This window comes from Lentzea guizhouensis, assembly GCF_001701025.1.
Taxonomy (GTDB): domain Bacteria; phylum Actinomycetota; class Actinomycetes; order Mycobacteriales; family Pseudonocardiaceae; genus Lentzea; species Lentzea guizhouensis.
This window is the reverse complement of the sequence record NZ_CP016793.1, coordinates 4,183,207-4,205,827: the sequence shown is the minus strand read 5'-3', so window position 1 is coordinate 4,205,827 and position 22,621 is coordinate 4,183,207. Positions and strand designations below refer to the sequence as shown.

19 protein-coding genes are annotated in these 22,621 nt (G+C 70.0%); 10 read left to right on the top strand and 9 right to left on the bottom strand.

The genetic code is table 11. From position 1 onward, the window contains the following. Positions 1-121 precede the first annotated feature (121 nt). Positions 122-2,377 carry an ATP-binding protein gene (locus BBK82_RS20990; protein WP_065916525.1) on the bottom strand — a complete coding sequence of 752 codons (2,256 nt, stop codon included), beginning with the start codon at positions 2,375-2,377 and terminating at the stop codon, positions 122-124. A 28-nt stretch (positions 2,378-2,405) separates the two neighbouring features. Beyond that, entirely contained in the window at positions 2,406-4,613 is a 2,208-nt protein-coding gene (locus BBK82_RS20985) for a GH92 family glycosyl hydrolase (RefSeq protein ID WP_237048296.1), read from the bottom strand. A 160-nt stretch (positions 4,614-4,773) separates the two neighbouring features. On the opposite strand from BBK82_RS20985, the gene BBK82_RS20980 reads away from it, so the two are divergent. From BBK82_RS20980 to BBK82_RS20960, 5 genes are read left to right on the top strand one after another with little or no spacing between them, the layout of a single operon-like run. Further along, positions 4,774-5,757: a LacI family DNA-binding transcriptional regulator gene (locus BBK82_RS20980; protein ID WP_065921229.1), complete on the top strand. Its 984-nt coding sequence runs from the start codon at positions 4,774-4,776 to the stop codon at positions 5,755-5,757. Continuing rightward, the gene (locus BBK82_RS20975) at positions 5,754-6,785 is read left to right on the top strand and encodes a class I mannose-6-phosphate isomerase (protein ID WP_237048295.1); all 1,032 of its coding nucleotides are present in this window, start codon (positions 5,754-5,756) and stop codon (positions 6,783-6,785) included. The genes BBK82_RS20980 and BBK82_RS20975 overlap by 4 nt, the downstream gene beginning before the upstream one ends. After that, positions 6,782-7,546: an ATP-binding cassette domain-containing protein gene (locus BBK82_RS20970; protein ID WP_065916523.1), complete on the top strand. Its 765-nt coding sequence runs from the start codon at positions 6,782-6,784 to the stop codon at positions 7,544-7,546. The genes BBK82_RS20975 and BBK82_RS20970 overlap by 4 nt, the downstream gene beginning before the upstream one ends. Continuing rightward, positions 7,546-8,580, top strand: a complete 1,035-nt coding sequence (locus BBK82_RS20965; protein ID WP_065916522.1) for an ABC transporter permease — start codon at positions 7,546-7,548, stop codon at positions 8,578-8,580. Before BBK82_RS20970 ends, BBK82_RS20965 begins: the two co-directional genes overlap by 1 nt. A gap of 17 nt (positions 8,581-8,597) precedes the next feature. Further along, positions 8,598-9,572, top strand: a complete 975-nt coding sequence (locus tag BBK82_RS20960) for an ABC transporter substrate-binding protein (protein ID WP_065916521.1) — start codon at positions 8,598-8,600, stop codon at positions 9,570-9,572. A gap of 54 nt (positions 9,573-9,626) precedes the next feature. On the opposite strand, the gene BBK82_RS20955 is transcribed toward BBK82_RS20960, so the two are convergent. After that, positions 9,627-9,989, bottom strand: coding sequence for a hypothetical protein (locus BBK82_RS20955; RefSeq protein ID WP_154697409.1), 363 nt, complete (start codon positions 9,987-9,989; stop codon positions 9,627-9,629). 146 nt (positions 9,990-10,135) lie between these two features. Here BBK82_RS20955 and BBK82_RS20950 point away from each other — a divergent pair, with 146 nt between their 5' ends. The 3 genes from BBK82_RS20950 (at position 10,136) to BBK82_RS20940 (ending at position 14,811) form a co-directional block, all read left to right on the top strand. Next, positions 10,136-11,608 carry an alpha/beta hydrolase gene (locus BBK82_RS20950; RefSeq protein ID WP_065916519.1) on the top strand — a complete coding sequence of 491 codons (1,473 nt, stop codon included), beginning with the start codon at positions 10,136-10,138 and terminating at the stop codon, positions 11,606-11,608. Between the two features lie 126 nt (positions 11,609-11,734). Continuing rightward, positions 11,735-13,264 carry an alpha/beta hydrolase gene (locus BBK82_RS20945; RefSeq protein WP_065916518.1) on the top strand — a complete coding sequence of 510 codons (1,530 nt, stop codon included), beginning with the start codon at positions 11,735-11,737 and terminating at the stop codon, positions 13,262-13,264. An 11-nt stretch (positions 13,265-13,275) separates the two neighbouring features. Next, positions 13,276-14,811 carry an alpha/beta hydrolase gene (locus BBK82_RS20940; RefSeq protein ID WP_065916517.1) on the top strand — a complete coding sequence of 512 codons (1,536 nt, stop codon included), beginning with the start codon at positions 13,276-13,278 and terminating at the stop codon, positions 14,809-14,811. A 45-nt stretch (positions 14,812-14,856) separates the two neighbouring features. Here BBK82_RS20940 and BBK82_RS20935 read toward each other — a convergent pair whose 3' ends face one another. The 5 genes from BBK82_RS20935 to BBK82_RS20915 all read right to left on the bottom strand — a co-directional run bounded on the left by BBK82_RS20935 (position 14,857) and on the right by BBK82_RS20915 (position 19,958). Next, positions 14,857-15,510, bottom strand: a complete 654-nt coding sequence (locus BBK82_RS20935) for a response regulator (RefSeq protein WP_065916516.1) — start codon at positions 15,508-15,510, stop codon at positions 14,857-14,859. After that, positions 15,501-17,006 (bottom strand): sensor histidine kinase, encoded by a 1,506-nt coding sequence (locus BBK82_RS20930; RefSeq protein ID WP_083268066.1) that lies wholly within the window; start codon positions 17,004-17,006, stop codon positions 15,501-15,503. The genes BBK82_RS20935 and BBK82_RS20930 overlap by 10 nt, the downstream gene beginning before the upstream one ends. 204 nt (positions 17,007-17,210) lie before the next feature. Continuing rightward, the gene (locus BBK82_RS20925; protein WP_065916515.1) at positions 17,211-17,813 is read right to left on the bottom strand and encodes a hypothetical protein; all 603 of its coding nucleotides are present in this window, start codon (positions 17,811-17,813) and stop codon (positions 17,211-17,213) included. Next, complete coding sequence (gene meaB / locus BBK82_RS20920) at positions 17,810-18,757, bottom strand: methylmalonyl Co-A mutase-associated GTPase MeaB (protein ID WP_065916514.1); 948 nt, start codon at positions 18,755-18,757, stop codon at positions 17,810-17,812. The genes BBK82_RS20925 and meaB overlap by 4 nt, the downstream gene beginning before the upstream one ends. Positions 18,758-18,767: 10 nt before the next feature. Beyond that, the gene (locus BBK82_RS20915) at positions 18,768-19,958 is read right to left on the bottom strand and encodes an acetyl-CoA C-acetyltransferase (RefSeq protein WP_065916513.1); all 1,191 of its coding nucleotides are present in this window, start codon (positions 19,956-19,958) and stop codon (positions 18,768-18,770) included. A 125-nt stretch (positions 19,959-20,083) separates the two neighbouring features. On the opposite strand from BBK82_RS20915, the gene mce reads away from it, so the two are divergent. Then, the gene (gene mce, locus BBK82_RS20910; protein WP_065916512.1) at positions 20,084-20,536 is read left to right on the top strand and encodes a methylmalonyl-CoA epimerase; all 453 of its coding nucleotides are present in this window, start codon (positions 20,084-20,086) and stop codon (positions 20,534-20,536) included. Here mce and BBK82_RS20905 read toward each other — a convergent pair. Beyond that, positions 20,493-21,098 (bottom strand): TetR/AcrR family transcriptional regulator, encoded by a 606-nt coding sequence (locus tag BBK82_RS20905; protein ID WP_065916511.1) that lies wholly within the window; start codon positions 21,096-21,098, stop codon positions 20,493-20,495. The genes mce and BBK82_RS20905 overlap by 44 nt on opposite strands. A gap of 177 nt (positions 21,099-21,275) precedes the next feature. Here BBK82_RS20905 and ccrA point away from each other — a divergent pair, with 177 nt between their 5' ends. Beyond that, positions 21,276-22,589, top strand: coding sequence for a crotonyl-CoA carboxylase/reductase (ccrA, locus tag BBK82_RS20900; RefSeq protein WP_065916510.1), 1,314 nt, complete (start codon positions 21,276-21,278; stop codon positions 22,587-22,589). Positions 22,590-22,621 lie beyond the last annotated feature (32 nt).

Here is a 22,621-nt window from a genome sequence, read left to right as displayed (position 1 = left end):
TCGCCCCCTCCCCTTCCGTTGGTTGTACTCACGATGAACGGCGGGAGGCGGGAAGTCATCCGGATGAACCGCAGCGTTACGTCTCAGTTGGACCGCACGGACGGACGCCCGGAGGAGCTGCTCAGTGCGCGTGCGCCCACGCCGTGAGCTGGGCGCGCGTGGCAAGGTTCAGCGCGGTCTTCACGTTGTGCACGTGGGATTCCACCGTGCGGTGGGAGATGCCGAGGGTGGCGGCGATCTGCGCGTTCGTCCTGCCCTGCGCCACCAGGTCGACGACCACCCGCTGCCGGTCGCTCAGCACCGCGTCGCGCTCGGTCTCCTCGTCCAGCGCGGTGTCGACGGCGTGGCGGACGTCCATCGCACGCCCGGCGTGCTCGGCTCTCGTGAACGCCGCCCTGGACAGCGACTCCCGCGCGACGTCCTGTGCTGCCAGCAGTTTCCGCCGCCACCACGGTTCCAGCGGCACGGCCCACGTCGCGCGCATCTGCCGGCACGCGGCCAGCAACCGCACACCGCGTTCGCACCGGCCGGACAGCACAGCGACCAGTGCACCGCCCTCGACGGACTCCAGCACCGCGCGCGGGCTCGCCGCCGACATCCTGGTGCTCTCGGCGAACCGCGCGCCCGCCGTGGCGAGATCGCCGCGTTCCAGGGCGATGCAGCCCGACGTGTGCACCGCGGCGGCCGCGACGTCCGGCCTGGCCCGGGTTCTCAGCACCGGCAACGCGGCCCCGACCAGTTCCTCGGCCGTGTCGACGTCACCGAGCACGAGCTGCACCCAGCCGAGGTTCTGGCTCGACAGGGCGACACCCACGTCGTTGCCGTTCCGCACGCCGTGCTCGATCGATCGGCGTAACGCCCACGCGGTGTTCGGCAGATCACCGAGTCCGTCGTAAGCGCCCGCCAACGTCCGGAAGAGGCGGCACAGGACGAGCTCCTGCCTGCCGGCCTGGGCGGTGTCGACGGCCTCGGTCGCGTACTTCACCGCTTCGTCGTGCCGTTCCTCGTGCCCGGCCAGCAGCGACGCGTACTCCAGTGCGAGGACGCGGTAGCGCGCGTCGGCCGCGGACTGGTCGAGCACCTGCATCAGGACGGCGCCCGCCTCGGTGAAGTGGCCGCGGTCGAGGCACACCCGCAGCAGGATCGTGGCGAGCATCAGCCTGCGTTCGTCGTGCGGTGCAACCAGACGGGCGAACGCGTACCTCGCGTTGTCGTACTCCTGGTGCTGCACCCCTACCTGTTCCGGCGCGAGGATCGACGACGTGACACCGGGTTCGCCCATGCCGCAGAGCCAGTCGACGATCCGCTCGGCGATCACGGCGTGCTCGTCGTGCTCGCGCAGGCGTTCCTCGGCGTAGAGGCGCACCGACTCCAGCATCCGGAACCGGCCGTCGTCCTCCCGCACCACCAACGACTTCGCCTGCAACGCCGCCAGCAGCGCGATCACCGGGCCGCCGTGCACGACGTGGGCGACGTCCAGCCCGAACCCGCCCGGCACCAGCGCGAGCCGGCGGAACAGCGCTTCCTCCTGCCCGGTCAGCAGGTCGTGGCTCCACGCGATGGCCGCGCGCAGGCTCCGGTGCCTGGCGCCCGCGTCCGCGTCGGCGAGGAGGTCGAGCCGCTCGTCGAGACGGCCGGCGAGCTCGTCGAGCGGCACGGACCTGGACAGCTTCGCGGCCAGCTCGACCGCGAGCGGAATCCCGTCGAGTCGTGCGCACAGCGCCGAGATCGCGGACGCGTGCTCCTCGGTGGCGCTGACCCCGGCCCGTTCGGTGAACAGCCGGACCGCGCCGGCCTCCAGGCCGCGCACCGGGTGGACGACCTCACCGATGGCGCGCAACGCCTCCCGGCTCGTCGCCAGCACCTGCACACCGGGACAGCGCGCCAACAGCGCATCGACGACGTCACAGCACTCCCGCACGAGGTGCTCACAGTTGTCGACCAGCAGCAGGACCCGCCGGCCGGACAGCTCCGCGAGCAGCGTGCCGAGCAACGCGGCCCCCGCGTGCCGGTACGTCCCAACGGCTTCCGCGAACGCCTGCACCACCTGGCCGGCACCGCTGAGCCTGCCCAGCTCGACCGTGCGCACCTCGGTCCGCCTGACCCGGCCGGCGAGCTCGACCGCGAGCCGGGTCTTGCCGACACCCGCCGCGCCGGTCAGCGTGAGCATCCTGTGCTTGCGCAGCAACGACTGCAGCCCGGCGAGCTCGCCCTCGCGCCCGACGAACGAGTCGGCGTACGCCGGCAGCTCGGTGACCACAGTGGACGTTCCCGCGGTGCGCAGCCGGTAGGCCCGTTGCCGGCAGGCGTTCGAGCAGTACCGCGCCCGCGACGGCCCGGCTGCGAAGTGCGTGCCGCACAGCGCGCAGGTGCCCATTGCGGCAGCCTACGGCCGATCCGCCATCTCAGTTGGGAAGTGTGCCGAGTTCTACCTCGAGGGTGGTGCCCGCCTGCAGCTCGGCGAGCTCGATCCGTTCCCTGGTCCGGGACAACCAGCCGCTGCGGATGCGGTGCACCACCTGCGTCCTCGACGTGTCCGCGCCTTCGGCCTCGATGACGATGTCCTTGCCGTTTTCGAGGTGTACGACCGCTTTCGCGAACTTCGGCGCGTGGGGCACGAACTCACCGGTCCCCGGCACCGCGGGGTACATGCCGAGCGCGCTGAACACGTACCAGGCGGACATCGTGCCGAGGTCGTCGTTGCCCGTGACGCCCGCCGGCCCGTTGACGAACAACGTCTGCGCGGCCCTGACCACGACCGAGGTCTTCTCCGGTTTGCCGATCAGCGCGTACATCCACGGCGCGTGCAGGTCCGGTTCGTTGTTCGGGTTGTACCGGAACTGGTTGTAGTAGTCGTACGGCCCGACGACCCACTTCTCCCGCACAGTCCGCTTCGGGTCCACGAGCAGGTCCTGGTAGGCGAAGAAGTCGTCGAGCCGCGCCTCCGCGGCCGCCTTGCCGCCGAGCGCGGTGAGCAGGCCGGGGATGTCGTGCTGGCACAACCACTGGTACTGCCACGCCGTGCCCTCGTGGAACCCCTCCGGCCCCTGCGGCGTGTACGGGTTCAGCCAGGCGCCGTTGCCGAGCTTGGGTCGCGGGAACCCGGTGAAGCCGCGGTCGGTGACGCTGTGGTCCCACAGCGTGCGGTGGTTGAGCCCGCGCTTGCGCAACCGTTCCGCGTCCTCGGCGTGGCCCAGTCCGTCGGCCATGATCGCGAGGGTGGCGTCGGCGAGCGCGTACTCCAGGGTCGCGGACGCGCCGTGGTGGGGGTCGGTGTCCTGCCCCTTCTTCGGGAACCGCTTGTCGTACTGGACGAAGCCGTTCCGCAGGTAGCTCGGGTTGCCGGACCGGCCCTGGAACCGGGAGCTCTCCGGCGGGATGCCGTCGACGTTCTGCAGCAGAGCCCGGTAGGCCTGCTCCTCGAAACCCTTGAGGTGCCCGAACCGCCAGAGGTCGACCAGGAACGGCGTGACCGGGTCGCCGGTCATGCAGTTGGTCTCCTGGTTCGCGAAGGCCCACCGCGGCAGCCAGCCGCCCTGCTCGTGGATCGCGAGGACGCTGCGCGCGATGTCCTTGCTGCGCTGGGTCCTGAGGAGCGCGAGCAGCTGGTTGTGCGCGCGATACGTGTCCCACAGGCTGTAGTACTCGTAGTAGGTCCAGCCGTCGGCGTGGTGGATCTCGTTGTCGAAACCGCGGTACCGGCCGTCGACGTCACTTCCGGTCAGCGGCTGCAGCAGCACGTGGTAGAGCGCGGTGTAGAAGACCGCGCGCTCGTCCCAGTCGTCGGTCTCGATCTCGACGCAGGCGAGCTCCTGGCGCCAGGCCTGCTGGGCCTCGTTGCGGATCTCGTCGAAGGTCTTGCCGTCGGCCTCCGCCAGGTTCTTGCCCGCGCCCTCTTCGTCCACCTGCGACAGTGCGGTCACGGCGGTGACGGGTCCGGGGTCGAACGTCACCCAGGCGCCCCTCAGTCCCGCACCGCCCCTCGACTCGCGCTGACCGGGTTTCGCCCCGGCCGGGCCCCAGGTGCCGAACTCGCGGAAGGGCCGGTCGAACCGGGTGGTGAAGTAGGAGACATAGGGCCGGCCTCCGCAGAACGCCTGCGTCTCCACGGTTCCGGTGATCGTGCGGTCGTCGACGACCCTGATGCTGCTGGCCGACACCGGCTCCTTGTCGTTGGCCTGGCCGACGTTGACGAGCAGGGTGCCGGTGACGCCGCTCGCCCAGGTGTACCGCTCGACGCCGGTCCTGGTCGTCGCGGTGCACTCGACGGTGATGTCCCGGTCCAGCTTGACCTTGTAGTAGCCGGGCTTCCCGATCTCGCCGTCGTGGGTGTACCTGGCGCCGTAGCGCCGGTGGTCGAGGCTGGCCGGCAGCCCGCCCGCGATCGGCAGGACGGAGACGAGCCCGCCCTGCTCCCAGCACCCGGCGCCGGAGAGGAAGAAGTGGCCGAAGCCGCGGATCACCTGGTCGTCGTAGCGGTAGCCGGCGTAGTGGGAGCCGATCGGGCTGGAATGCGTCTTGCCGAAGGGCATGGAGGCACCGGGGAACGTGTTGCCCTCGTCCTTTGTGCCGATGAAGGTGTTGACCGACTCAATGGGATCCAGTGCGTCCACGCAGGCCAGCTTAGAGGGGTTCCGGGGCATCGGCGGGCTGCCGCTTGACCGGTACCGAACGGTTGACAAGCACGTAAAGGCGAGGTGAGATACGGCCACTATGACAACGTTGTCCCCCAGCGGCCAGGCTGCCGGTCAGCGCAAGGTCCGTCGCGCGACGATGAACGACGTCGCGCGGTTGGCGGGCGTGAGCATCAAGACCGTCTCGCGCGTGGTCAACGACGAGCCGGGTGTGCACCCGTCCACCGCCGAGCGCGTGCTGGCGGCCATCGACCAGCTCGGGTTCCGGCGGAACCTGAGTGCGCGCAACCTGCGCCGCGGGTCGTCCACCGGCACGATCGGGCTGGTGCTGGAGGACGTCGGCAACCCGTTCTACTCCGGCGTGACCCGTGCTGTCGAGGAGATCGCCCGGTTGCGGGGCAGGCAGGTGATCTCCGGGTCCTCCGACGAGGATCCCGGGCGGGAGCGCGAGCTGGCTCTCGAGTTCTGCAGCCGCAGGGTCGACGGCCTGCTCATCGTGCCCGCCGGGCTGCAGCACAGCTACCTGGTGCCGGAGATGCGGGCCGGGACGCCGGTGGTGTTCCTGGACCGGCCCGCCGGCGACGTCGTGGCGGACACCGTGCTGGTGGACAACATCGGCGGGACCGTCGAGGCGGTCACGCACCTGGCGTCGCACGGGCACCGGCGGGTCGCGTTCCTCGGGGACGCGCCGGACATCTTCACCGCCAACGAGCGCCTCCGCGGGTACCGCGAGGGGTGCGTGCGGGCCGGGATCGGGTACCACGAGGAGCTCGTGGCGATGGGGCCGCACGACGAGAACAGCGTGGTGGCGACGCTGCAGCGGTTGCGGAGCATGCGTGAGCCCGCGACGGCGGTCGTGGCGGGCAACAACCGCATCACCGTCTACGTCCTGCGGGCGCTCGCGGGGGTTGCGGACAAGCCAGCCCTGGTGGGGTTCGACGACTTCGAGCTCGCCGACCTGTTGTCGCCGCCGGTGACCGTGATCGCGCACGACGCGAGCGCGCTCGGCAAGGCGGCCACGGACTTGTTGTTCGCCCGCTTGGACGGCGACAACTCACCACCGCGCCGCGTCGTGCTGCCGGTGCGTTTGGTGCCACGAGGATCCGGGGAGGTCCACGCGTGAGTTCTGGTGTGCTCCACCAGCCTGTCAACCTGCCGGCGAACCAGCCGAAGCAGTTCTACCGCGGCGGAGAGGCGATCGCCGCGTTGCGGGGTGGTGCTTCCGCCGACTTCGGGCCCGAGGACTGGGTGGCGTCGACGACGACGCTCTTCGGGCGCAGCGACGCGGGCCTGACGACGTTGCCGAACGGCGTGCTGCTGCGGGATGCCGTCGCGGCGGACCCGACCGGGTGGCTCGGCGCCGACCACGTGGCGAAGTTCGGGGCGGACACGGCGTTGCTCGTGAAGCTGCTCGACGCCGGGCAGCGGTTGCCGGTGCACTGCCACCCGTCGAACGCCTTCGCCTCCGCGCACCTGAACTGCCGTCACGGCAAGACGGAGGCGTGGATCGTGGTCGGCACGACCGGCGCGGACCCGACCGTCTACATCGGGTTCAAGGACGAGGTGCCCGCCGACGTCGTCGCGGACTGGGTCGCGACCCAGAACACCGGCGCGATGCTCGACGCGCTCAACCCGGTGTGCGTGCGGCCCGGTGACACGGTGTTCGTGCCCGCCGGGGTGCCGCACGCGATCGGCGAGGGCGTGTTCATCGTCGAGCTGCAGCAGCCGACCGACTTCTCGGTGACGCTGGAGTGGCAGGGTTTCCTCGACAACGCCGACGTCGGTCACCTCGGGCTCGGCTACGACCTGGCGCTCGACTGCGTCGACCGGCAGGGCTGGGGTGCGTCGCTGGAGAAGCTGGTGCACCAGACTTCGGAGAAGTGGGCGCCGTCGGTGGACCTGCTCGGTGCCGACGCCACCCCGTTCTTCCAGGCCGACCGGCTGCACGTGGAGGGCTCGCTGGCGCTGGAGCCGTCGTTCGCCGTGCTCGTGGTGCTGGAGGGCTCCGGCCAGCTCGGTGCGCTGGAGGTGCACAAGGGCAGCACCGTCGTCGTGCCGCACGCGGCCGGCGAGCTCGGGCTGACCGGTGACCTGGTGGCGATCCGCTGCCGCCCGCCGGTCCTGTCCGCCGTGGAGGACGTGTCGCCATGAGCCGGCCGCTGCTGGAGGCTCGGGACCTGGTGAAGAGCTACGGCACCGTGGAAGCACTCCGCGGTGCCTCGTTCACCGCCTACCCCGGCGAGGTCGTGTCGCTGATCGGTGACAACGGCGCCGGCAAGTCCACCCTGGTGAAGTGCCTGTCCGGGGTGGAGCGGCCGAACGGCGGCACGCTGACGTTCGACGGCGAGCCGCTCGTGCTCAGCTCCCCCAACGACGCCCGCGACCGGGGCATCGAGACGGTGTTCCAGGACCTCGCGGTCGCGCCGGACCTCGACCCGGCCGCGAACATGTTCCTGGGCAGGGAGATCCTCAAGCCCGGTCTCCTCGGGTTCCTCGGCGTGCTCGACAAGAAGGCCATGCGCAGGCAGGCCTCCGAGCACTTCACCCGGTTCGGCGCGGCGCTGCAGAGCATCGACGTGCCGATCGCGGCGCTGTCCGGTGGCCAGCGCCAGTCGGTCGCGGTCGCGCGGTCGGTGGCGTGGGCGTCGAAGCTCGTGTTCATGGACGAGCCGACCGCCGCACTCGGTGTGGTGCAACGGGAACGCGTGCTCGACGTGGTCAAGCGGGTGCGCGACGAAGGCATCGCGGTGGTGCTCATCTCGCACAACATGCCCGAGGTGCTGTCGGTGTCCGACCGGGTCGAGGTGCTGCGCCTCGGCCGCCGGGTGGCCCGGTTCAAGACTGCCGAGACCAGTGTCGAGGAGCTCGTCGGGGCGATGACCGGCGCGCTGACCCAGGAGGACGCGGCCTGATGACCGAAGAGAAGACAACGATGTCATCTCTCGACGACGAACAGCGCACCCCTCTGTTGAGGCGGCTCACCGGCGCCAACACGCTGTGGATCGGCCTGGTCCTGCTGGTGCTGGTCGCGGTGTTCGGCGCGATCCGGCCGGACGCGGTGTTCCAGGTGACCACGCTGCAGTTCCTGCTCGCCGAGACCGCCGTGCTGCTGGTGCTGTCGGTCGGCATGACGTTCGTGATCATCACGTCCGGCATCGACCTGTCCGTGGGGTCGGTGCTGGTGTTCGCCTCGGTCACCTCCGCGCTGGCGATGAACGCGGTGGCCGGCGGTGACGCGACGAGCTCCGGCTGGGGCGTCATCGGGTTCGGGTTGCTGGTCGCACTGGTCAGCGGCGCGGCGTGGGGCCTGCTCAACGGCCTGCTGATCTCGCGGGCGAAGATCCCGCCGCTGATCGTGACCCTGGGCTCGTTCGGCGCGGCTCAAGGCGCGGCCCTGTTGCTGAACAACGGCTCCAACGTCGCCGGCATCCCGGACGAGCTGAGCCGCACGTTCGGCTCCGGCACGTACCTCGGCATCCCGAACATCGTGATCGTGGCCGCGGTCGTCACGGCGCTGGGCGCGCTCCTGTTGTCCACCACGCGGTTCGGCCGCTACACCTACGCGGTCGGGTCGAACGAGGAGGCGGCGCGGCGCGTCGGCATCTCGGTGCGCGGCCACCTGACGAAGGTCTACCTGCTCGCCGGCACCCTCGCGGGTCTCGCGGGCTTCATGGGCAACGCGTTCTTCCGCGTCGCGGTCGTCACCGGCCACGAGACGGACAACCTGAACGCGATCGCCGCCGTCGTCCTCGGCGGCACGAGCATCTTCGGCGGGACGGGCTCGGTGGTGGGCACGGTGTTCGGCGTGTTCATCCCGGCGGTGCTGGAGAAGGGCCTCGTGATCATCGGGGTCAGGGAGTTCTGGCAGCCGATCGCCGTGGCGGTCGTGCTGGTGGCCGCCGTGTGGCTGGACCAGGCACGGCGGCGGGCGCGCAACCAACGTTAGGGAGAGGTGCTGGACCGATGAAGATCCGCTCCGCTGTGGCCGTGTCAGCCGCGTTCCTCCTCGCCGCCTGCGGTGGAGGCGGGCAGATCGGTGACTCCGACTCCGGCGACGCCGCCGCGAACAAGAAGCTCGTGCTGATCCCCGGCATCACCGCGGAGCCGTTCTACATCTCGATGCAGTGCGGTTTCGAGGAGGCGGCCAAGGCGGCCGGCTACGAGTTCGACACGCAGGGGCCCGCCAAGTTCGACGCCGCCCAGCAAACCCCCATCGTCACCGGCGTCCTGGCCTCCAAGCCCGCCGCCGTGCTGATCGCGCCGACCGACGACAAGGCCATGGCCGGCCCGATGAAGCAGCTCAAGGACGCGGGCATCAAGGTCGTCGAGGTCGACACCAAGCTCCAGGACACCTCGATCGCCGCCTCCTCCATCTCGTCGAACAACGAGCAGGGCGGCAAGCTGGCCGCGGAGACGCTCAACAAGCTGGCCGCCGGCAAGTCCGGCTCGGTCCTCGTGCTCAACACCAAGGCCGGCACCTCCACCACCGACGCGCGCGCCAAGGGCTTCGAGGACGCCATCAAGGCCTTCCCGAACCTCAAGTACATCGGCCAGCAGTACACCGACAACGAGCCGGCCACCGCAGCCTCGAAGGTGACCGCGACCCTGGCCGCGAACCCGGATCTGATCGGCGTCTTCGCCACGAACCTGAACTCGGGCGAGGGCGCGGCCACGGGTCTGCGCAACGCCGGCAAGACGGGCGCGGTGAACCTCGTCGGGTTCGACGCCTCGCCCAAGCAGGTGCAGGACCTGCAGGCGGGCACCGTGCAGGCGTTGATCGCGCAGGACCCGGCCACGATCGGCAAGCAGGGCGTCGAGCAGGCGCTGGCGGCGATCGACGGCAAGGGCAACAAGCGCGACATCGAGACGGACCTGGTGGCGATCACGAAGGACGACGCGTCGGCCAACTCGAGGTACTTCTACAAGGAGAAGTGCTGACGTCCGGCGCTTGTGGAAGGGCCGCTCCTCACGTCGAGGGGCGGCCCTTCCACGTCAGCCCTCCAGGACCGCTCGCACCGCGCCGGCCAGCTCGTCGGGCACCCGGACCTCCCACTCGCTGCTGTCGAACGCGATCACGGTGATCTCGTCGCGCCCGTCCCGCGCCCCCACGAGCGTGCACCAGATCGTCTGCTCCAGCCCCGCCGCGAACGACGTCAGCGCCTCCCACGACGCGAACCGGTGGTCGCCGTCGAACAACCGCTCCCGGTCCGCGGCCGGCAGCGCACCCACCGCCGGCCCGAACCCCTCGAACTCCTCCACGCGCCACTGCAGGCCCGCGCCGGGCAGCGCGGCCAGGACGTGGGCCAGCTGCAGCATTCCGGCCGGCCGGTGCATGGGAGCGGTCACCGTGATCACGCAGGGAGGGTCGCACACCCCTGAGGCCGACCCTGAGCCGTTTTCCAGGGTGGGCGACCGCCTTTCCCCGATGCGACCGCTCCCCCGGACGCGATCTCCTGTGAGCAGGCCGGCTGGGGGCCGGCCGTCAGGAGGGGGATCGACCGATGTACCGCACCACGTTGGCCGCGGCGCTCGCCGCCGGTCTGCTCGTCGCACCGGAAGCACACGCCCACGCGAACCAGAGGATCGACTGGCAGCCCTGCGCCGACCTGACCACCGAGGGACGCCTGGAGTGCGGCCGGATCACCGCACCGATGAACTGGAACGACCCGCACAACGGCAAGACCATCACCATCGCCGTCAGCCGCACCCGTCCGAAGAACGGCAAGGCGAAGACGACCGTCTTCACCAACCCCGGCGGCCCCGGCGGTGAGGGCCGCAGCCTGCCGCTGCTCTACCTGAACCGCCCGAAGCTCAGCGAGAACGCCGAGATCGTCGGGATCGACGTGCGCGGCACGGGGGCCAGCAGCAACGTCACCTGCGGGCAGTTCAGCACCTCCGACGCACTTGACCCGCGGGACCGCGGCAAGGCCAACCTCGACCTCGTCTACCGGGACATGGAGCTGCAGGCGAGGTTCTGCCAGAGCAGGTCCGGCGAGCTCGGCAGGCACGTCACCACCGAGCAGACGGTCAAGGACCTCGACCTGCTGCGCAGGGTCATGGGCCGCGAGAAGGTCAGCTGGATCGGGTACTCCGGCGGCACCTGGCTCGGCGCGCACTACGCCGCGTACTTCCCCCGGACGATCGACCGGATGGTGCTCGACTCCAGCAACGACGTCACCGCCCGGTTCGAGGAGGTGTTCGGCGACTGGGCGATGGGGTTCGAGCGCCGGTTCCGCGTCGACTTCCTGCCGTGGGTGGCCAAGTACGACCACGTCTACCACCTCGGCAAGACCGCTGAGGAGGTGCGGCAGACCTACGAGAACACCCGGCGCGAGCTCGCCGAGCAACCCGTCACGCTGCCGGACGGCGTCACCTACCACCCGGCAACGCTGGACTTCGGGGTGCTGCGCGGGTCGCTGTTCAGCAAGCACTCGTTCGACGCCGGCGCCCGCAAGCTGGCCGAGCTCACCCGAGCACTCGGACAAGCACCCGCACAGCAACGGAACACAGCACAGGCGAGCCACCCGGACGCCGTGATGGCCACCACTTACTCGATCCTGTGCAACGACACGCCGTTCCTCGCCGACCGCGCGCAGCTCGAACGCGAAGCCGAGGTCAACGGCGCCAAGTGGCCGCTCATCGGCTACTACCAGGTCGCGGGCCCATGTGCGTTCTGGGACCGGCCGAACGTGAACCTCAAGCGCCCCACCGGACACGGCGTCGGGCCGGTGTTGATGGTGCAGGCCGAGCGTGATCCGGCGACGCCGATCGAGGGTGCGCGGAGGACCCACCGGCAGCTCAAGAACTCGATCATGTTGACCGTCGAGGACGAGGGCGACCACACCCTCTACGGCTACGGCAACGAGTGCGTGGACAGCACGGTCGAGCGCTACCTCGTCGACGGCGTCACGCCCGCCCGCGACCTGACCTGCCGCGGGATGAGCCTGCCGGAGCCCGGCCACCAGCGGAAATGACACCCGTCATGGCCGTTTGGCCGGGTTGGCCTAAGACCAGAGTTGTACCGAGGCATCACCCTTCAGCCGTTGTCCCGCGGGCCGGAAGGCGATGGGCTGAGGGGACAACCGAAGGGGGAACCACCGATGCGCCGAAAGCAGTTAGCGGCCGCACTGGCCGTCGCCACGGCAACATCACTTCTCATCGCACCACAGGCGTCGGCCGCGCCTGCCCAGACGATCAACTGGCAGAAGTGCTTCGACTCGCCGCCGCCCGGCGCACCGCCCGGCGCCGAACGGCTGGAGTGCGGCACCTTCACCGCGCCGATGGACTGGAACAACCCAGGCAACGGCAAGACCATCACCATCGCGGTCAGCCGGCTCACGCCGAAGACCGGCACGGCGAAGTCCACCGTCTTCACCAACCCCGGCGGGCCCGGGGGTGCGGGCCGCTCCATGCCGCTGATCTACCTCGACCGGCCCAAGCTCAGTGAGAACGCCGAGATCATCGGCATCGACGTGCGCGGCACGGGGGCCAGCAGCAACGTCACGTGCGGCATGTTCGACACGTTCGGCTCCACCGACCCGCGCGACCGCAGCAAGGCCAACCTCGACCTGATCTACGGCGGGATGGAGCTGCAGGCGAAGTTCTGCCAGACCAAGTCCGGTGAGCTCGGCAGGAACGTCACCACCGAGCAGACGGTGAAGGATCTCGACCTGCTGCGCCAGGTGCTGGGCAAGAAGAAGGTCAGCTGGCTCGGCTACTCCGGCGGCAGCTGGATGGGCGCCTACTACGCCACCTACTTCCCCAAGACGCTCGACCGGATCGTGCTCGACTCCAACGCCGAGTTCACCGCGCCGTGGCAGACGGTGTTCGGCGACTGGGGCATGGGCTTCGAACGGCGGCTGCGGGTCGACTTCCTGCCGTGGGTGGCGAAGTACGACAGCGTCTACCACCTCGGCAAGACCGCCGACGAGGTCTGGCAGACCTACGAGCGCACCCGCAAGAACCTCAACGCGCAGCCGGTGACGTTGCCGGAGGGCACCTACAACGGCGTGGCGCTCGACTTCATGACCCGCGGCGGGCTCTACGACAAGGGCGCGTTCGACGGCACCGCGACCAAGATCGCCGAGCTGGCCGGCGCCGCACCGCGGAGGATGAGCGCGCAGGCCACCTACCCGGACGCCTTCAGCGGCACGCTGTACTCCATCCTGTGCAACGACACGCCGTGGCGGGGCGGGCGCGAGTACCTGGAACGCGACGCCGTGCGTGACGGCGCGCGGTGGCCGTTCTTCGGGCACTACCAGCTCGCCGGGCCGTGCACGTTCTGGGACCGCCCGAACGTCCACCTCAAGCAGCCGACCGGCAAGGGTGTCGTGCCGACGTTGATGGTGCAGTCGGTGCGCGACGCCGCGACGCCGCTGGAAGGCGCCCAGCGCGCCCACCGGGGGTTCGAGAACTCGGTGATGCTGACCGTCGAGAACGAGGGCGACCACGGCATCTACGGCTTCAGCAACCCGTGCGTGAACGACGTCGTCGAGCGCTACCTCGTCGACGGTGTCGCGCCCACGAAGGACCTGACGTGCCCGGGGGTTCCGCTGCCCGCTCCGGGGGACACCGTGCAGAACCCGCTCACGAAGGCACGTCAGCTCGCCACCCAGCTCGGTTGGCAGTAAGGGGGAGACACATGCACCGCAAGAAGATCGCGGCCGCGCTCGTGGCCGTCACGGCGACCTCGCTGCTGATCGCGCCACAAGCGCAGGCGAAGACGCCGTTCGCGAACCAGCAGATCCAGTGGCAGCGCTGCTTCGACCCGGTCCCGCCCGGCTTCCCGCCCGGCGCGGAACGCCTGGAGTGCGGCACGTTCACCGCGCCGATGGACTGGAACAACCCGAACAACGGCAAGACCATCACGATCGCGGTCAGCCGCACCCGCCCGAAGTCCGGCACGGCGAAGACCACGGTCTTCACCAACCCCGGCGGGCCGGGCGGCGAGGGCCGCATCATGCCGTTGATCTTCCTGGAACGGCCCAAGCTCAGCGAGAACGCCGAGATCATCGGAATCGACGTGCGCGGCACAGGGGCCAGCGACAACCTCACGTGCGGCATGTTCGACACGCTCGGGTCAACGGATCCGCGTGACCGCAGCAAGGCGAACCTGGACCTGCTCTACGGCGGCATGGAGCTGCAGGCGAAGTTCTGCCAGACCAAGTCCGGTGAGCTCGGCAAGCACGTGACCACCGAGCAGACGGTCCGCGACCTCGACCTGCTGCGGCAGGTCCTGGGCCGCAAGAAGGTCGACTGGCTCGGCTACTCCGGCGGCAGCTGGATGGGCGCCTATTACGCCACGTACTTCCCCAAGACGCTCGACAAGATCGTGCTGGACTCGAACACCGAGTTCACCGCGCCGTGGCAGACGGTGTTCGGCGACTTCGGCCTCGGCTTCGAGCGGCGCTTCCGCGTCGACTTCGCGCCGTGGGTCGCCAAGTACGACCACCTCTACCACCTCGGCAAGACCGGCGAGGAGGTGCGCCAGACCTACGAACGCACCCGTGCCAAGCTCGCGCAGCAGCCCGTCACGCTGCCCGACGGGGTCTACTACCCGGTCACGCTGGACTTCTTGCTGTTCGACGGCCAGTACAGCAAGTACTCGTTCGAGCAGACCGCCCAGAAGTTCGCCGAGATCGCCGGTGCGGTGCCCGTGCAGTTCGGGGCGCAGGCCAGCTATCCGGACTTCGTGGTCGGCACCCGGTACGCGATCGTCTGCAACGACACGCCGTTCCACGGTGGGCGCGGGTACCTGGAGCGCGACGCCGTGCGGGACGGCGCCAAGTGGCCGCTGCTGGGGTACTACCAGCTCATGGGTCCCTGCGCGTACTGGGACCGGCCGAAGGTGAACCTCAAGCAGCCCACCGGGATCGGCGTCTCGCCGACGCTGATGGTGCAGTCCGTGCGGGACGCCCCGACGCCGATCGAGGGCGCGCGCAAGGCACACGCCCGGTTCGCGGGTTCGCGGATGCTCACGGTCCAGGACGAGGGTGACCACGGCATCTACGGCTTCGACAACGCGTGCGTCAACGACGTCGTCGAGCGGTACCTGGTCGACCGCGTCACGCCGGCCGGCGACCTGTCGTGCCCCGGTGTGCCGCTGCCGGAGCCGGGTGCGGGCCAGGCGAGCGTGCTGGACCAGGCGAAGCGGCTGGCGGTTCAGCTCGGCTGGTGAACCTCCGGCACGGCCCGCACGAAGGTCGTGCACCAGGGGTATCACCTAGAACGTGCCGGGGTGGGTGCGTCTGCGTCGCGCCGCGTAGACGCCCGCCTCGGTGCGGCGGTCGAAACCGAGCTTGTGCAGCAGGCTCGACACGTAGTTCTTCACGGTCTTCTCGGCGAGGAACAGCCGGTTCGCGATCTGCCGGTTCGTCATGCCCTCGGCGATCAGGTCGAGGATGCGCTTCTCCTGCGGGCTCAACGCGGCGTAGCGGGGGTCTTCCTCCGATCCGCCGCGCAGCCGTTGCAGCACGGTCGAGGTGACACCGGCGTGCAGGAGGCTGCCGCCGGAGGCGAGCGTGCGCACGGCGGCCACGAGGTCGTTGCCGGACACCTCCTTCAGCATGTAGCCGGACGCGCCGGCCATGATCGCGCCGAACAGCGCCTCGTCGTCCGAATAGGACGTGAGCATCAGGCACGCCGGCGGCGGCTGCACCAGGCTCCTGATCTCCCGGCACACCGTCACGCCGTCGCCGTCGGGCAACCGCACGTCGATGATCGCGACATCGGGTTTGAGCCGGGGCGCCTGGGTGATCGCGGAGGTGGCGCTGTCGGCCTGCCCGACCACGGCTATGTCGTCCGCCTGCGCGAGGAGCTGCACGAGCCCGCGCCGCACGATCTCGTGGTCGTCCACGAGCAGCACCGCTATCGCCATGTCGCCTCCTGCAGCGCCAACGGGACGAACCAGGTGATGCGCACGCCCGCACCGGGAACCGAGTCCACGGAACAGTTCCCGTGGTGACGCCGCGCTCGAGCCGCCATGTTCGCCAGTCCACCGGCGTGGTGGGCCTGCGCGTGCGAATCGTCAGACAACGGCAAGCCACGCCCGTCGTCCTTGACCGTGAGCTCCAGCGCGGTCATCTCCCGGTTGACACCGATAGCGACCTTCACGTGCTTCGCGCGCGCATGGCGTGCGACGTTGGTGAGCGCTTCTCTCAGCGTGGCCACCAGATCCGGCCTGAGCTGGTCCGGCACCACCGTGTCCAACGGGCCCTCCAGCGACACGTCCGGCTCGAACCCCAGCAGCTGCGCCGAGTCGTGCACCGCTCTGAGCAGCTGCCCGCGCAGGCTCGTGGTGTTCGTCAGCGGCTCCTGCAACGAGAAGATGGTCCGGCGGATCTCCCTGATCGTGTGGTCGACCTCCTCCACGAACCCGCTGATCCGCTTGGTGATCTCCGGCGTCGTGATCGCCCCCGTCAACCCCTGCAGTCCCAGCCCCAGCCCGAACAACCGCTGGATCACCAGGTCGTGCAGGTCCCGCGCGATCCGGTCCCGCTCCTCCAGCACCGCGAGCCGCTCGGTGTCCCCCTGCGCCTGCGTGAACTCCAGCACCAGCGCCGCCTGCACCGCGAACGCCTCCACCAGCTCCAGGTCCTCGAACGGCGGCTGGCTCCGCGTCCGCGCCACGATCAGCACCCCGAGCCTGCGCTCCCCCGCCGACAACGGCACGACCACCACCGGTCCCGGCACCGTCGGCACCTGCCCGGCCTCGTGCGCCTCGGCCCTGCCGCTCTCGTAGACCCGGTAGCTGACCGTGTTCTCCTTCGGCAACCGCATGCCCTCGGCGTCGTAGGTGCCGCCGTCGGTGACCTCGATGACCAGCTCACCCGCGTGGTCCGGCAGCACCAGCGCGCTGAAGTTCGCGTTCGCCGCTCTCCGCGCCCGCTTGGCCACCAGGTACAGCGCGTCCCGGCCGCCGGTGCCCGTCAGCAACGCCGTGGTGACCTCGGCGGCGGCACTCAGCCATCCCTCCCGCCGGCGGACCTGGTCGTGCGCGCGTTGTCTCCTGATCGCGATGCCGGCCGCGGTGGCGACCGTGGCGGCGGTCTCCCGGTCGTGCTCGTCGAAGACGGCCTTGCCGGCCAGGTAGAGGTTGCCGAACTCCTGCCCGTCGACCTGCACCGGCACCCCGACGAACTCGGTGGCGTTGATCGACCGCGGATCGCCGGTGGTGATGTGGTCGGGGTCCTGCCCCGACCACTCGAGGAGCTCCCGGTGCCCGTTCACGACGGCGAGCGCGCCGTAGGAGGCGCCGGTGAGCTCGCAGGCGGACTCGACGACCAGGTGGAGGAGCTCGGGGAGGGAGTCGGTGCCGGCGAACGACAGCACGACGTCGAGGAGGCGCTGGTCGGTGCTGAGGTTGCCGCCCACGGGCTTCGCCCCTTCGGGAGGGAGAGACGTGACACCGCACGAACGACTGAGGGTAACTCCCCTCAGTAGTCAAGGGGGAGACCATCACCGGAAATGGTGAAACCGGGGGTTACTCAGGGTAGATGTTCAGTGAGGGCCGGTCGAGTTGCCGGCCACGGCGTTCGGGTGGCTTGCGCGGGCCGAGCGGCACCGAGCGCGGCAGCGTCAGTGCAGGCCGACCGTGAACCCCTCGTCGATCACCCCGCGGTAGATCTGCGGCGCGTACATCCGCAGCCCCGCGTCGATCGGCGCGATCATCGGCGCCGAGTCCCCCAGCGGCAGCCGGTAGCCGTTCTGCACCCGGTGGAACTCCCACAGCGGTTCCATCGCCGGGTGCGCCGGGCGGAAGCGGGCCGGGTCGAGCGGGTGCAGGTCCACGCGGACCAGGGTGCGGCGGACCAGGGCGTCGGCGAGCTCCACGGCGCGTTCGCGGGTGCGGGAGATCGAGATGGCGCCCAGGTCCTGCCAGGCCACCGCCCACGGGGTGCCCCGGGGGTCGTCGAGGCGGATGCCCTGCGGTTCGATGACGAGCTTGCGGGGGCGGGAGATGGTCTTGAACTTCACCAGGGCCATGACGCCGATGAAGGTGAAGGCGAGGCCGATGACCGCGGCGATCGAGCCGCCCACCGGTTCGCCCGACACGAAGGCGGACACGGCGCCGAAGAGGGCCAGGACGCCCAGGCCACCGGCCAGGGAGCCGCCGAGCAGGACTTTGCGGGTGTCGCTCGCACCGAGGTCGACGACGACGGGCTCTCCCCAAGCGGTCATGCCCGCAGGTTACCGCTGATCAACTGCTCCGCCGCGGCGAACGGGTCGAGCTCGCCCGCCACCACGCGCCCGGCCAGCGCGTCGACCGGGCCGAACCTCGTCCGCACGCGGTCGACCGCGATCGCCTCGATCTCGGCTCCGGCGCGGCGCAGGCGACGAGCGGCCAGTTCGCCGTGCTCGGCCATCCACGCCTGGTGGGCGGCGATCGCCTCGACGACCGCGTCCACACCCTCCGCGCTGGCGGCGACGGTCTTCACGACGGGTGGGCGCCACAGCGGGCCCGAACGGTCGCGGCGGCCCAGGGAGATCATGTACTTCAGGTCGCGGGCGGTCTGGTCGGCGCCGTCGCGGTCGGCCTTGTTGACCACGAACACGTCGGCGATCTCCAGGATGCCCGCCTTCGCGGCCTGGATGCCGTCGCCCATGCCCGGTGCGAGCAGCACGAGGGTGGTGTCGGCCAGCGCCACGACCTCGATCTCGGACTGGCCGACGCCGACGGTCTCCACCAGGACCACGTCGAAGCCGGCCGCGTCGAGCACCCGCAACGCCTGCGGGGTGGCCCAGGAAAGACCACCGAGATGACCGCGCGTGGCCATCGAACGGATGAACACGCCCTCATCGGTCGCGTGATCGCCCATCCGGACGCGGTCACCCAGCAGGGCGCCGCCGGAGAACGGGCTCGACGGGTCGACCGCGATCACCGCGACCCGCTTGCCCGCGGTCCGGAAAGCGCGCACCAACGCGTTGGTCGACGTCGACTTGCCGACACCGGGAGCACCCGTGATGCCGACCACCTGGGCGTTGCCGGTGAACGGGGCCAGAGCCGCCGCCACCTCGGGCAGCGCCGAGCTCCCCTGCTCCACCAACGAGATCAGCCTGGCGACCGCGCGCGGCTCGGCGTCACGCGCGCGGCCGACCAGTCCTGCTACGTCAACAGCTCCCACCTGGAGGACATTAAGCCTTGGAAGGCACGCGGATGATCAGAGCGTCGCCCTGACCACCGCCACCGCACAGCGCCGCGGCACCCACGCCGCCGCCACGCCGCTGCAGCTCCAGGGCGAGGTGCAGGGCGATGCGGGCGCCGGACATGCCGATCGGGTGGCCGAGCGCGATGGCGCCGCCGTTGACGTTGACCTTGTCCTCGGAGATCCCGAGCTGACGGGTGGACACGATGCCGACCGCCGCGAACGCCTCGTTGATCTCGACCAGGTCGAGGTCGGCGGGCGAGATGCCCTCCTTGGCGCACGCGGCCTTGATCGCGTTGGACGGCTGCTCGTGCAGCGAGGCGTCGGGGCCGGCGACCACGCCGTGCGCGCCGATCTCCGCGATCCACTCGAGGCCCAGCTCCTCGGCCTTGGCCTTGCTCATCACCACGACGGCGGCCGCGCCGTCGGAGATCTGCGACGCCGAGCCCGCGGTGATCGTGCCGTCCGCGGCGAACGCGGGACGCAGCTTGCCCAGCGACTCGGCGGTCGTGTCCGCGCGGACGCCCTCGTCGGTGCTGAACACCACGGGGTCGCCCTTGCGCTGCGGGATCTCGACCGGCGCGATCTCCTGCGCGAACACGCCGTTCTCAGCGGCCTTCGCGGCGAGCTGGTGCGACCGCGCGGAGAAGGCGTCCTGCTCCTCGCGGGTCACGCCGTGGCGGCCGTTGTACTTCTCGGTCGACGACCCCATCGCGACCTGGTCGAACGCGCAGAACAGGCCGTCGTGCGCCATGTGGTCGACCATCGACACGTCGCCGTACTTGAACCCGCCGCGCGACTTCGGCAGCAGGTGCGGCGCCTGGGTCATCGACTCCTGGCCACCGGCGACCACGACGTCGAACTCACCGGCGCGGATCAGCTGGTCGGCCAGCGCGATCGCGTCGATGCCGGACAGGCACACCTTGTTGATCGACAGGGCGGGCACGGTCATCGGGATGCCGGCGGCGGCCGCGGCCTGGCGCGCCGGGATCTGGCCGGCGCCCGCGGTGAGCACCTGGCCCATGATCACGTACTCCACCTGCTCCGGAGCCACGCCCGCGCGTTCCAGCGCCGCCTTGATCGCGACACCACCGAGCTGAGCGCCGGAGAAGTCCTTGAGCGATCCGAGCAGTCGACCCATCGGGGTGCGCGCCCCGGCGACGATGACGGAACCGGACACAGCTGCCTCCATGGAAGAGCGAACGGTCGTTAACTTCAGCACCATACCCGCGGCTACTGGGCGGTAATTCTGTGAGACCTCGCACAGCGACACCTGCACCGATCGAGTAGTTACCCTTCCCCGCTATGAACGCAGACATCGCTCGATTCGTGACCGCGATCGACCACGTGGGCATCGCGGTGCCCGATCTCGACGTCGCGATCGCGTTCTACCGCGACAACTTCGGCCTCGAGGTGGCCCACGAAGAGGTGAACGAGGAGCAGGGCGTGCGCGAGGCGATGCTGCACGCGCCCGGCGACCACGGCGGCACCGCGATCCAGCTGCTCGCGCCGCTCACCGAGTCCTCCACGATCGCCAAGTTCATTGGGCGCAGCGGCCCCGGCCTGCAGCAGCTCGCCTACCGGGTGTCCGATGTGGACGTCGCGGCGGACGCCCTGCGCCGGAAGGGTCTGCGGTTGCTCTACGACAACGCCAAGCGCGGCACGTCGAACAGCCGGGTCAACTTCGTGCACCCCAAGGACGCGGGCGGCGTGCTCATCGAGCTGGTCGAGCCGGCGGCTGCCGGGTCAGCGCACTAGCCACGAACGTCAGCTCCCGGTCGATCGGGTCGTCCTCGTCGCTGTGCCGCGCCACCGAGTGCCGGTAGCTCACGGCCAGCGCGAGGAGTGCCGCGGCCGCTGCGACGTCGTCGGCCGCCACCGCCGGACCGCCCGCGGCGAGGATGACCTGCTCGATCTGCGCCGCCACGTCGTCGTACCGCGCCCGCATGGCATCGCGCACCGCGGGATGCGCATCCGCCTCACGCCACAACAGATGCGACAACAGCGGCGACGCGGTCAGCTGCGCGTCGAGTGCCGCGACGAGCCTGCGCAACGACTCCGCCACGTCCCCCGCGACGACGACGCCGCGGTGGTCGACCGTGCTGTCCGGCAGCCGCGCGACGAGTGCGACGAGCAGGTCCTTCTTGCGGTTGAAGTAGTAGTGCACCAGACCCTTGGGCACGCCGGCGCGGTCGGCGACGCGCGAGGTCGGCGTGGCGTCGAAACCCGACTCCGCGAACAGCTCCTCGGCCGCGGCCAGGATGCGCTCCTTGGCCGAATCCGCCACACGTTCCTCCGCGGGTGTGTGGGCCCGGGACATTTCCCGGGTCCGCCGGTCTCTGGCTTGATCAGTGCCTCGCGACTTCCACGCTCCTCTTGGTTGGCCGCCCGGTCAAGAAATCTGAGTGGAATCCCTCACAGGCATGATTCTGGATCGTTTACTGGTCGGTAACCTCCGGCAACCTGCGACGATCCCTCACCGGGAAGGAATGCCGCCGTGCAGAAGATCCTTGATGCGATCCTGGCCGACGAGCTGGACGCGATCGGCTCGTTGGACGTGCCCGAGAGCTACCGGGGCGTGACCGTGCACGCGGACGAGGCCGACATGTTCTCGGGCCTCGAGACGAGGGACAAGGACCCTCGCAAGTCGCTGCACATCGACGAGGTCGCCACGCCGGAGCTCGGCCCCGGTGAGGCGCTGGTCGCCGTGATGGCGTCCGCGATCAACTACAACACCGTGTGGACCTCGATCTTCGAGCCGGTGTCCACGTTCGGCTTCCTGCGGAAGCTGGGCGGCCGCCACGACCTGCCCTACCACGTCGTCGGCTCCGACCTGGCCGGCGTCGTCGTGCGCACCGGTCCCGGCGTCACCGCGTGGAAGCCGGGCGACCGGGTCGTCGCGCACTGCCTGGACGTGCCGCTGGAGGCGCCGGACGGGCACAACGACACGATGCTCGACCCGCAGCAGCGGATCTGGGGCTTCGAGACGAACTTCGGCGGCCTCGCCGACCTCGCGCTGGTGAAGTCGAACCAGCTCATGCCGATGCCCAGGCACCTCACCTGGGAGGAGGCGGCCTCGCCCGGCCTGGTGAACTCCACCGCCTACCGGCAGCTGGTGTCGACCAACGGCGCGAACATGAAGCAGGGCGACACGGTCCTGATCTGGGGCGCGTCCGGCGGTCTGGGTTCCTACGCCACGCAGTTCGCCCTCAACGGCGGTGCGACGCCGGTCTGCGTCGTGTCCTCGCCGGAGAAGGCGGAGATCGTCCGGTCCATGGGCGCGGAGCTGATCATCGACCGGTCCGCGGAGGGCTACAGGTTCTGGAAGAACGAGCACGAGCAGGACCCCAAGGAGTGGAAGCGCTTCGGCGCGAAGATCCGCGAGCTCACCGGCGGTGAGGACCCGGACATCGTGTTCGAGCACCCCGGCCGGGAGACGTTCGGCGCGTCCGTGTTCGTCGCGCGCAAGGGCGGCAAGATCGTCACGTGCGCGTCGACCTCCGGGTACATGCACCAGTACGACAACCGCTACCTCTGGATGAACCTCAAGCACATCCTGTCGTCCCACTTCGCGAACTACCGCGAGGCGTGGGAGGCGAACCGGTTGATCGCCAAGGGAAAGATCCACCCGACGGTGTCCAAGGTGTACTCAATGGACGAGACGGGCCAGGCAGCGCACGACGTGCACCGCAACGCGCACCAGGGCAAGGTCGGCGTGCTGTGCCTTGCCCCGGAAGAGGGTCTGGGTGTTCTCGATCACGAGATGCGCGCGAAGCACCTCACGGCTATCAATCGATTCCGGGGTGTGTGACCTTCCGGGGACACTCGAACGGGTAGCGTGAG

What these genes read in the sequence shown, in the direction of transcription:
- BBK82_RS20990 (WP_065916525.1), bottom strand. Translation starts at nt 2,377, where the DNA reads ATGGGCACCTGCGCGCTGTGCGGCACGCACTTCGCAGCCGGGCCGTCG.
- BBK82_RS20980 (WP_065921229.1), top strand. Translation starts at nt 4,774, where the DNA reads ATGAACGACGTCGCGCGGTTGGCGGGCGTGAGCATCAAGACCGTCTCG.
- BBK82_RS20970 (WP_065916523.1), top strand. Translation starts at nt 6,782, where the DNA reads ATGAGCCGGCCGCTGCTGGAGGCTCGGGACCTGGTGAAGAGCTACGGC.
- BBK82_RS20965 (WP_065916522.1), top strand. Translation starts at nt 7,546, where the DNA reads ATGACCGAAGAGAAGACAACGATGTCATCTCTCGACGACGAACAGCGC.
- BBK82_RS20960 (WP_065916521.1), top strand. Translation starts at nt 8,598, where the DNA reads ATGAAGATCCGCTCCGCTGTGGCCGTGTCAGCCGCGTTCCTCCTCGCC.
- BBK82_RS20950 (WP_065916519.1), top strand. Translation starts at nt 10,136, where the DNA reads ATGTACCGCACCACGTTGGCCGCGGCGCTCGCCGCCGGTCTGCTCGTC.
- BBK82_RS20945 (WP_065916518.1), top strand. Translation starts at nt 11,735, where the DNA reads ATGCGCCGAAAGCAGTTAGCGGCCGCACTGGCCGTCGCCACGGCAACA.
- BBK82_RS20940 (WP_065916517.1), top strand. Translation starts at nt 13,276, where the DNA reads ATGCACCGCAAGAAGATCGCGGCCGCGCTCGTGGCCGTCACGGCGACC.
- BBK82_RS20935 (WP_065916516.1), bottom strand. Translation starts at nt 15,510, where the DNA reads ATGGCGATAGCGGTGCTGCTCGTGGACGACCACGAGATCGTGCGGCGC.
- BBK82_RS20925 (WP_065916515.1), bottom strand. Translation starts at nt 17,813, where the DNA reads ATGACCGCTTGGGGAGAGCCCGTCGTCGTCGACCTCGGTGCGAGCGAC.
- mce (WP_065916512.1), top strand. Translation starts at nt 20,084, where the DNA reads ATGAACGCAGACATCGCTCGATTCGTGACCGCGATCGACCACGTGGGC.
- BBK82_RS20905 (WP_065916511.1), bottom strand. Translation starts at nt 21,098, where the DNA reads ATGTCCCGGGCCCACACACCCGCGGAGGAACGTGTGGCGGATTCGGCC.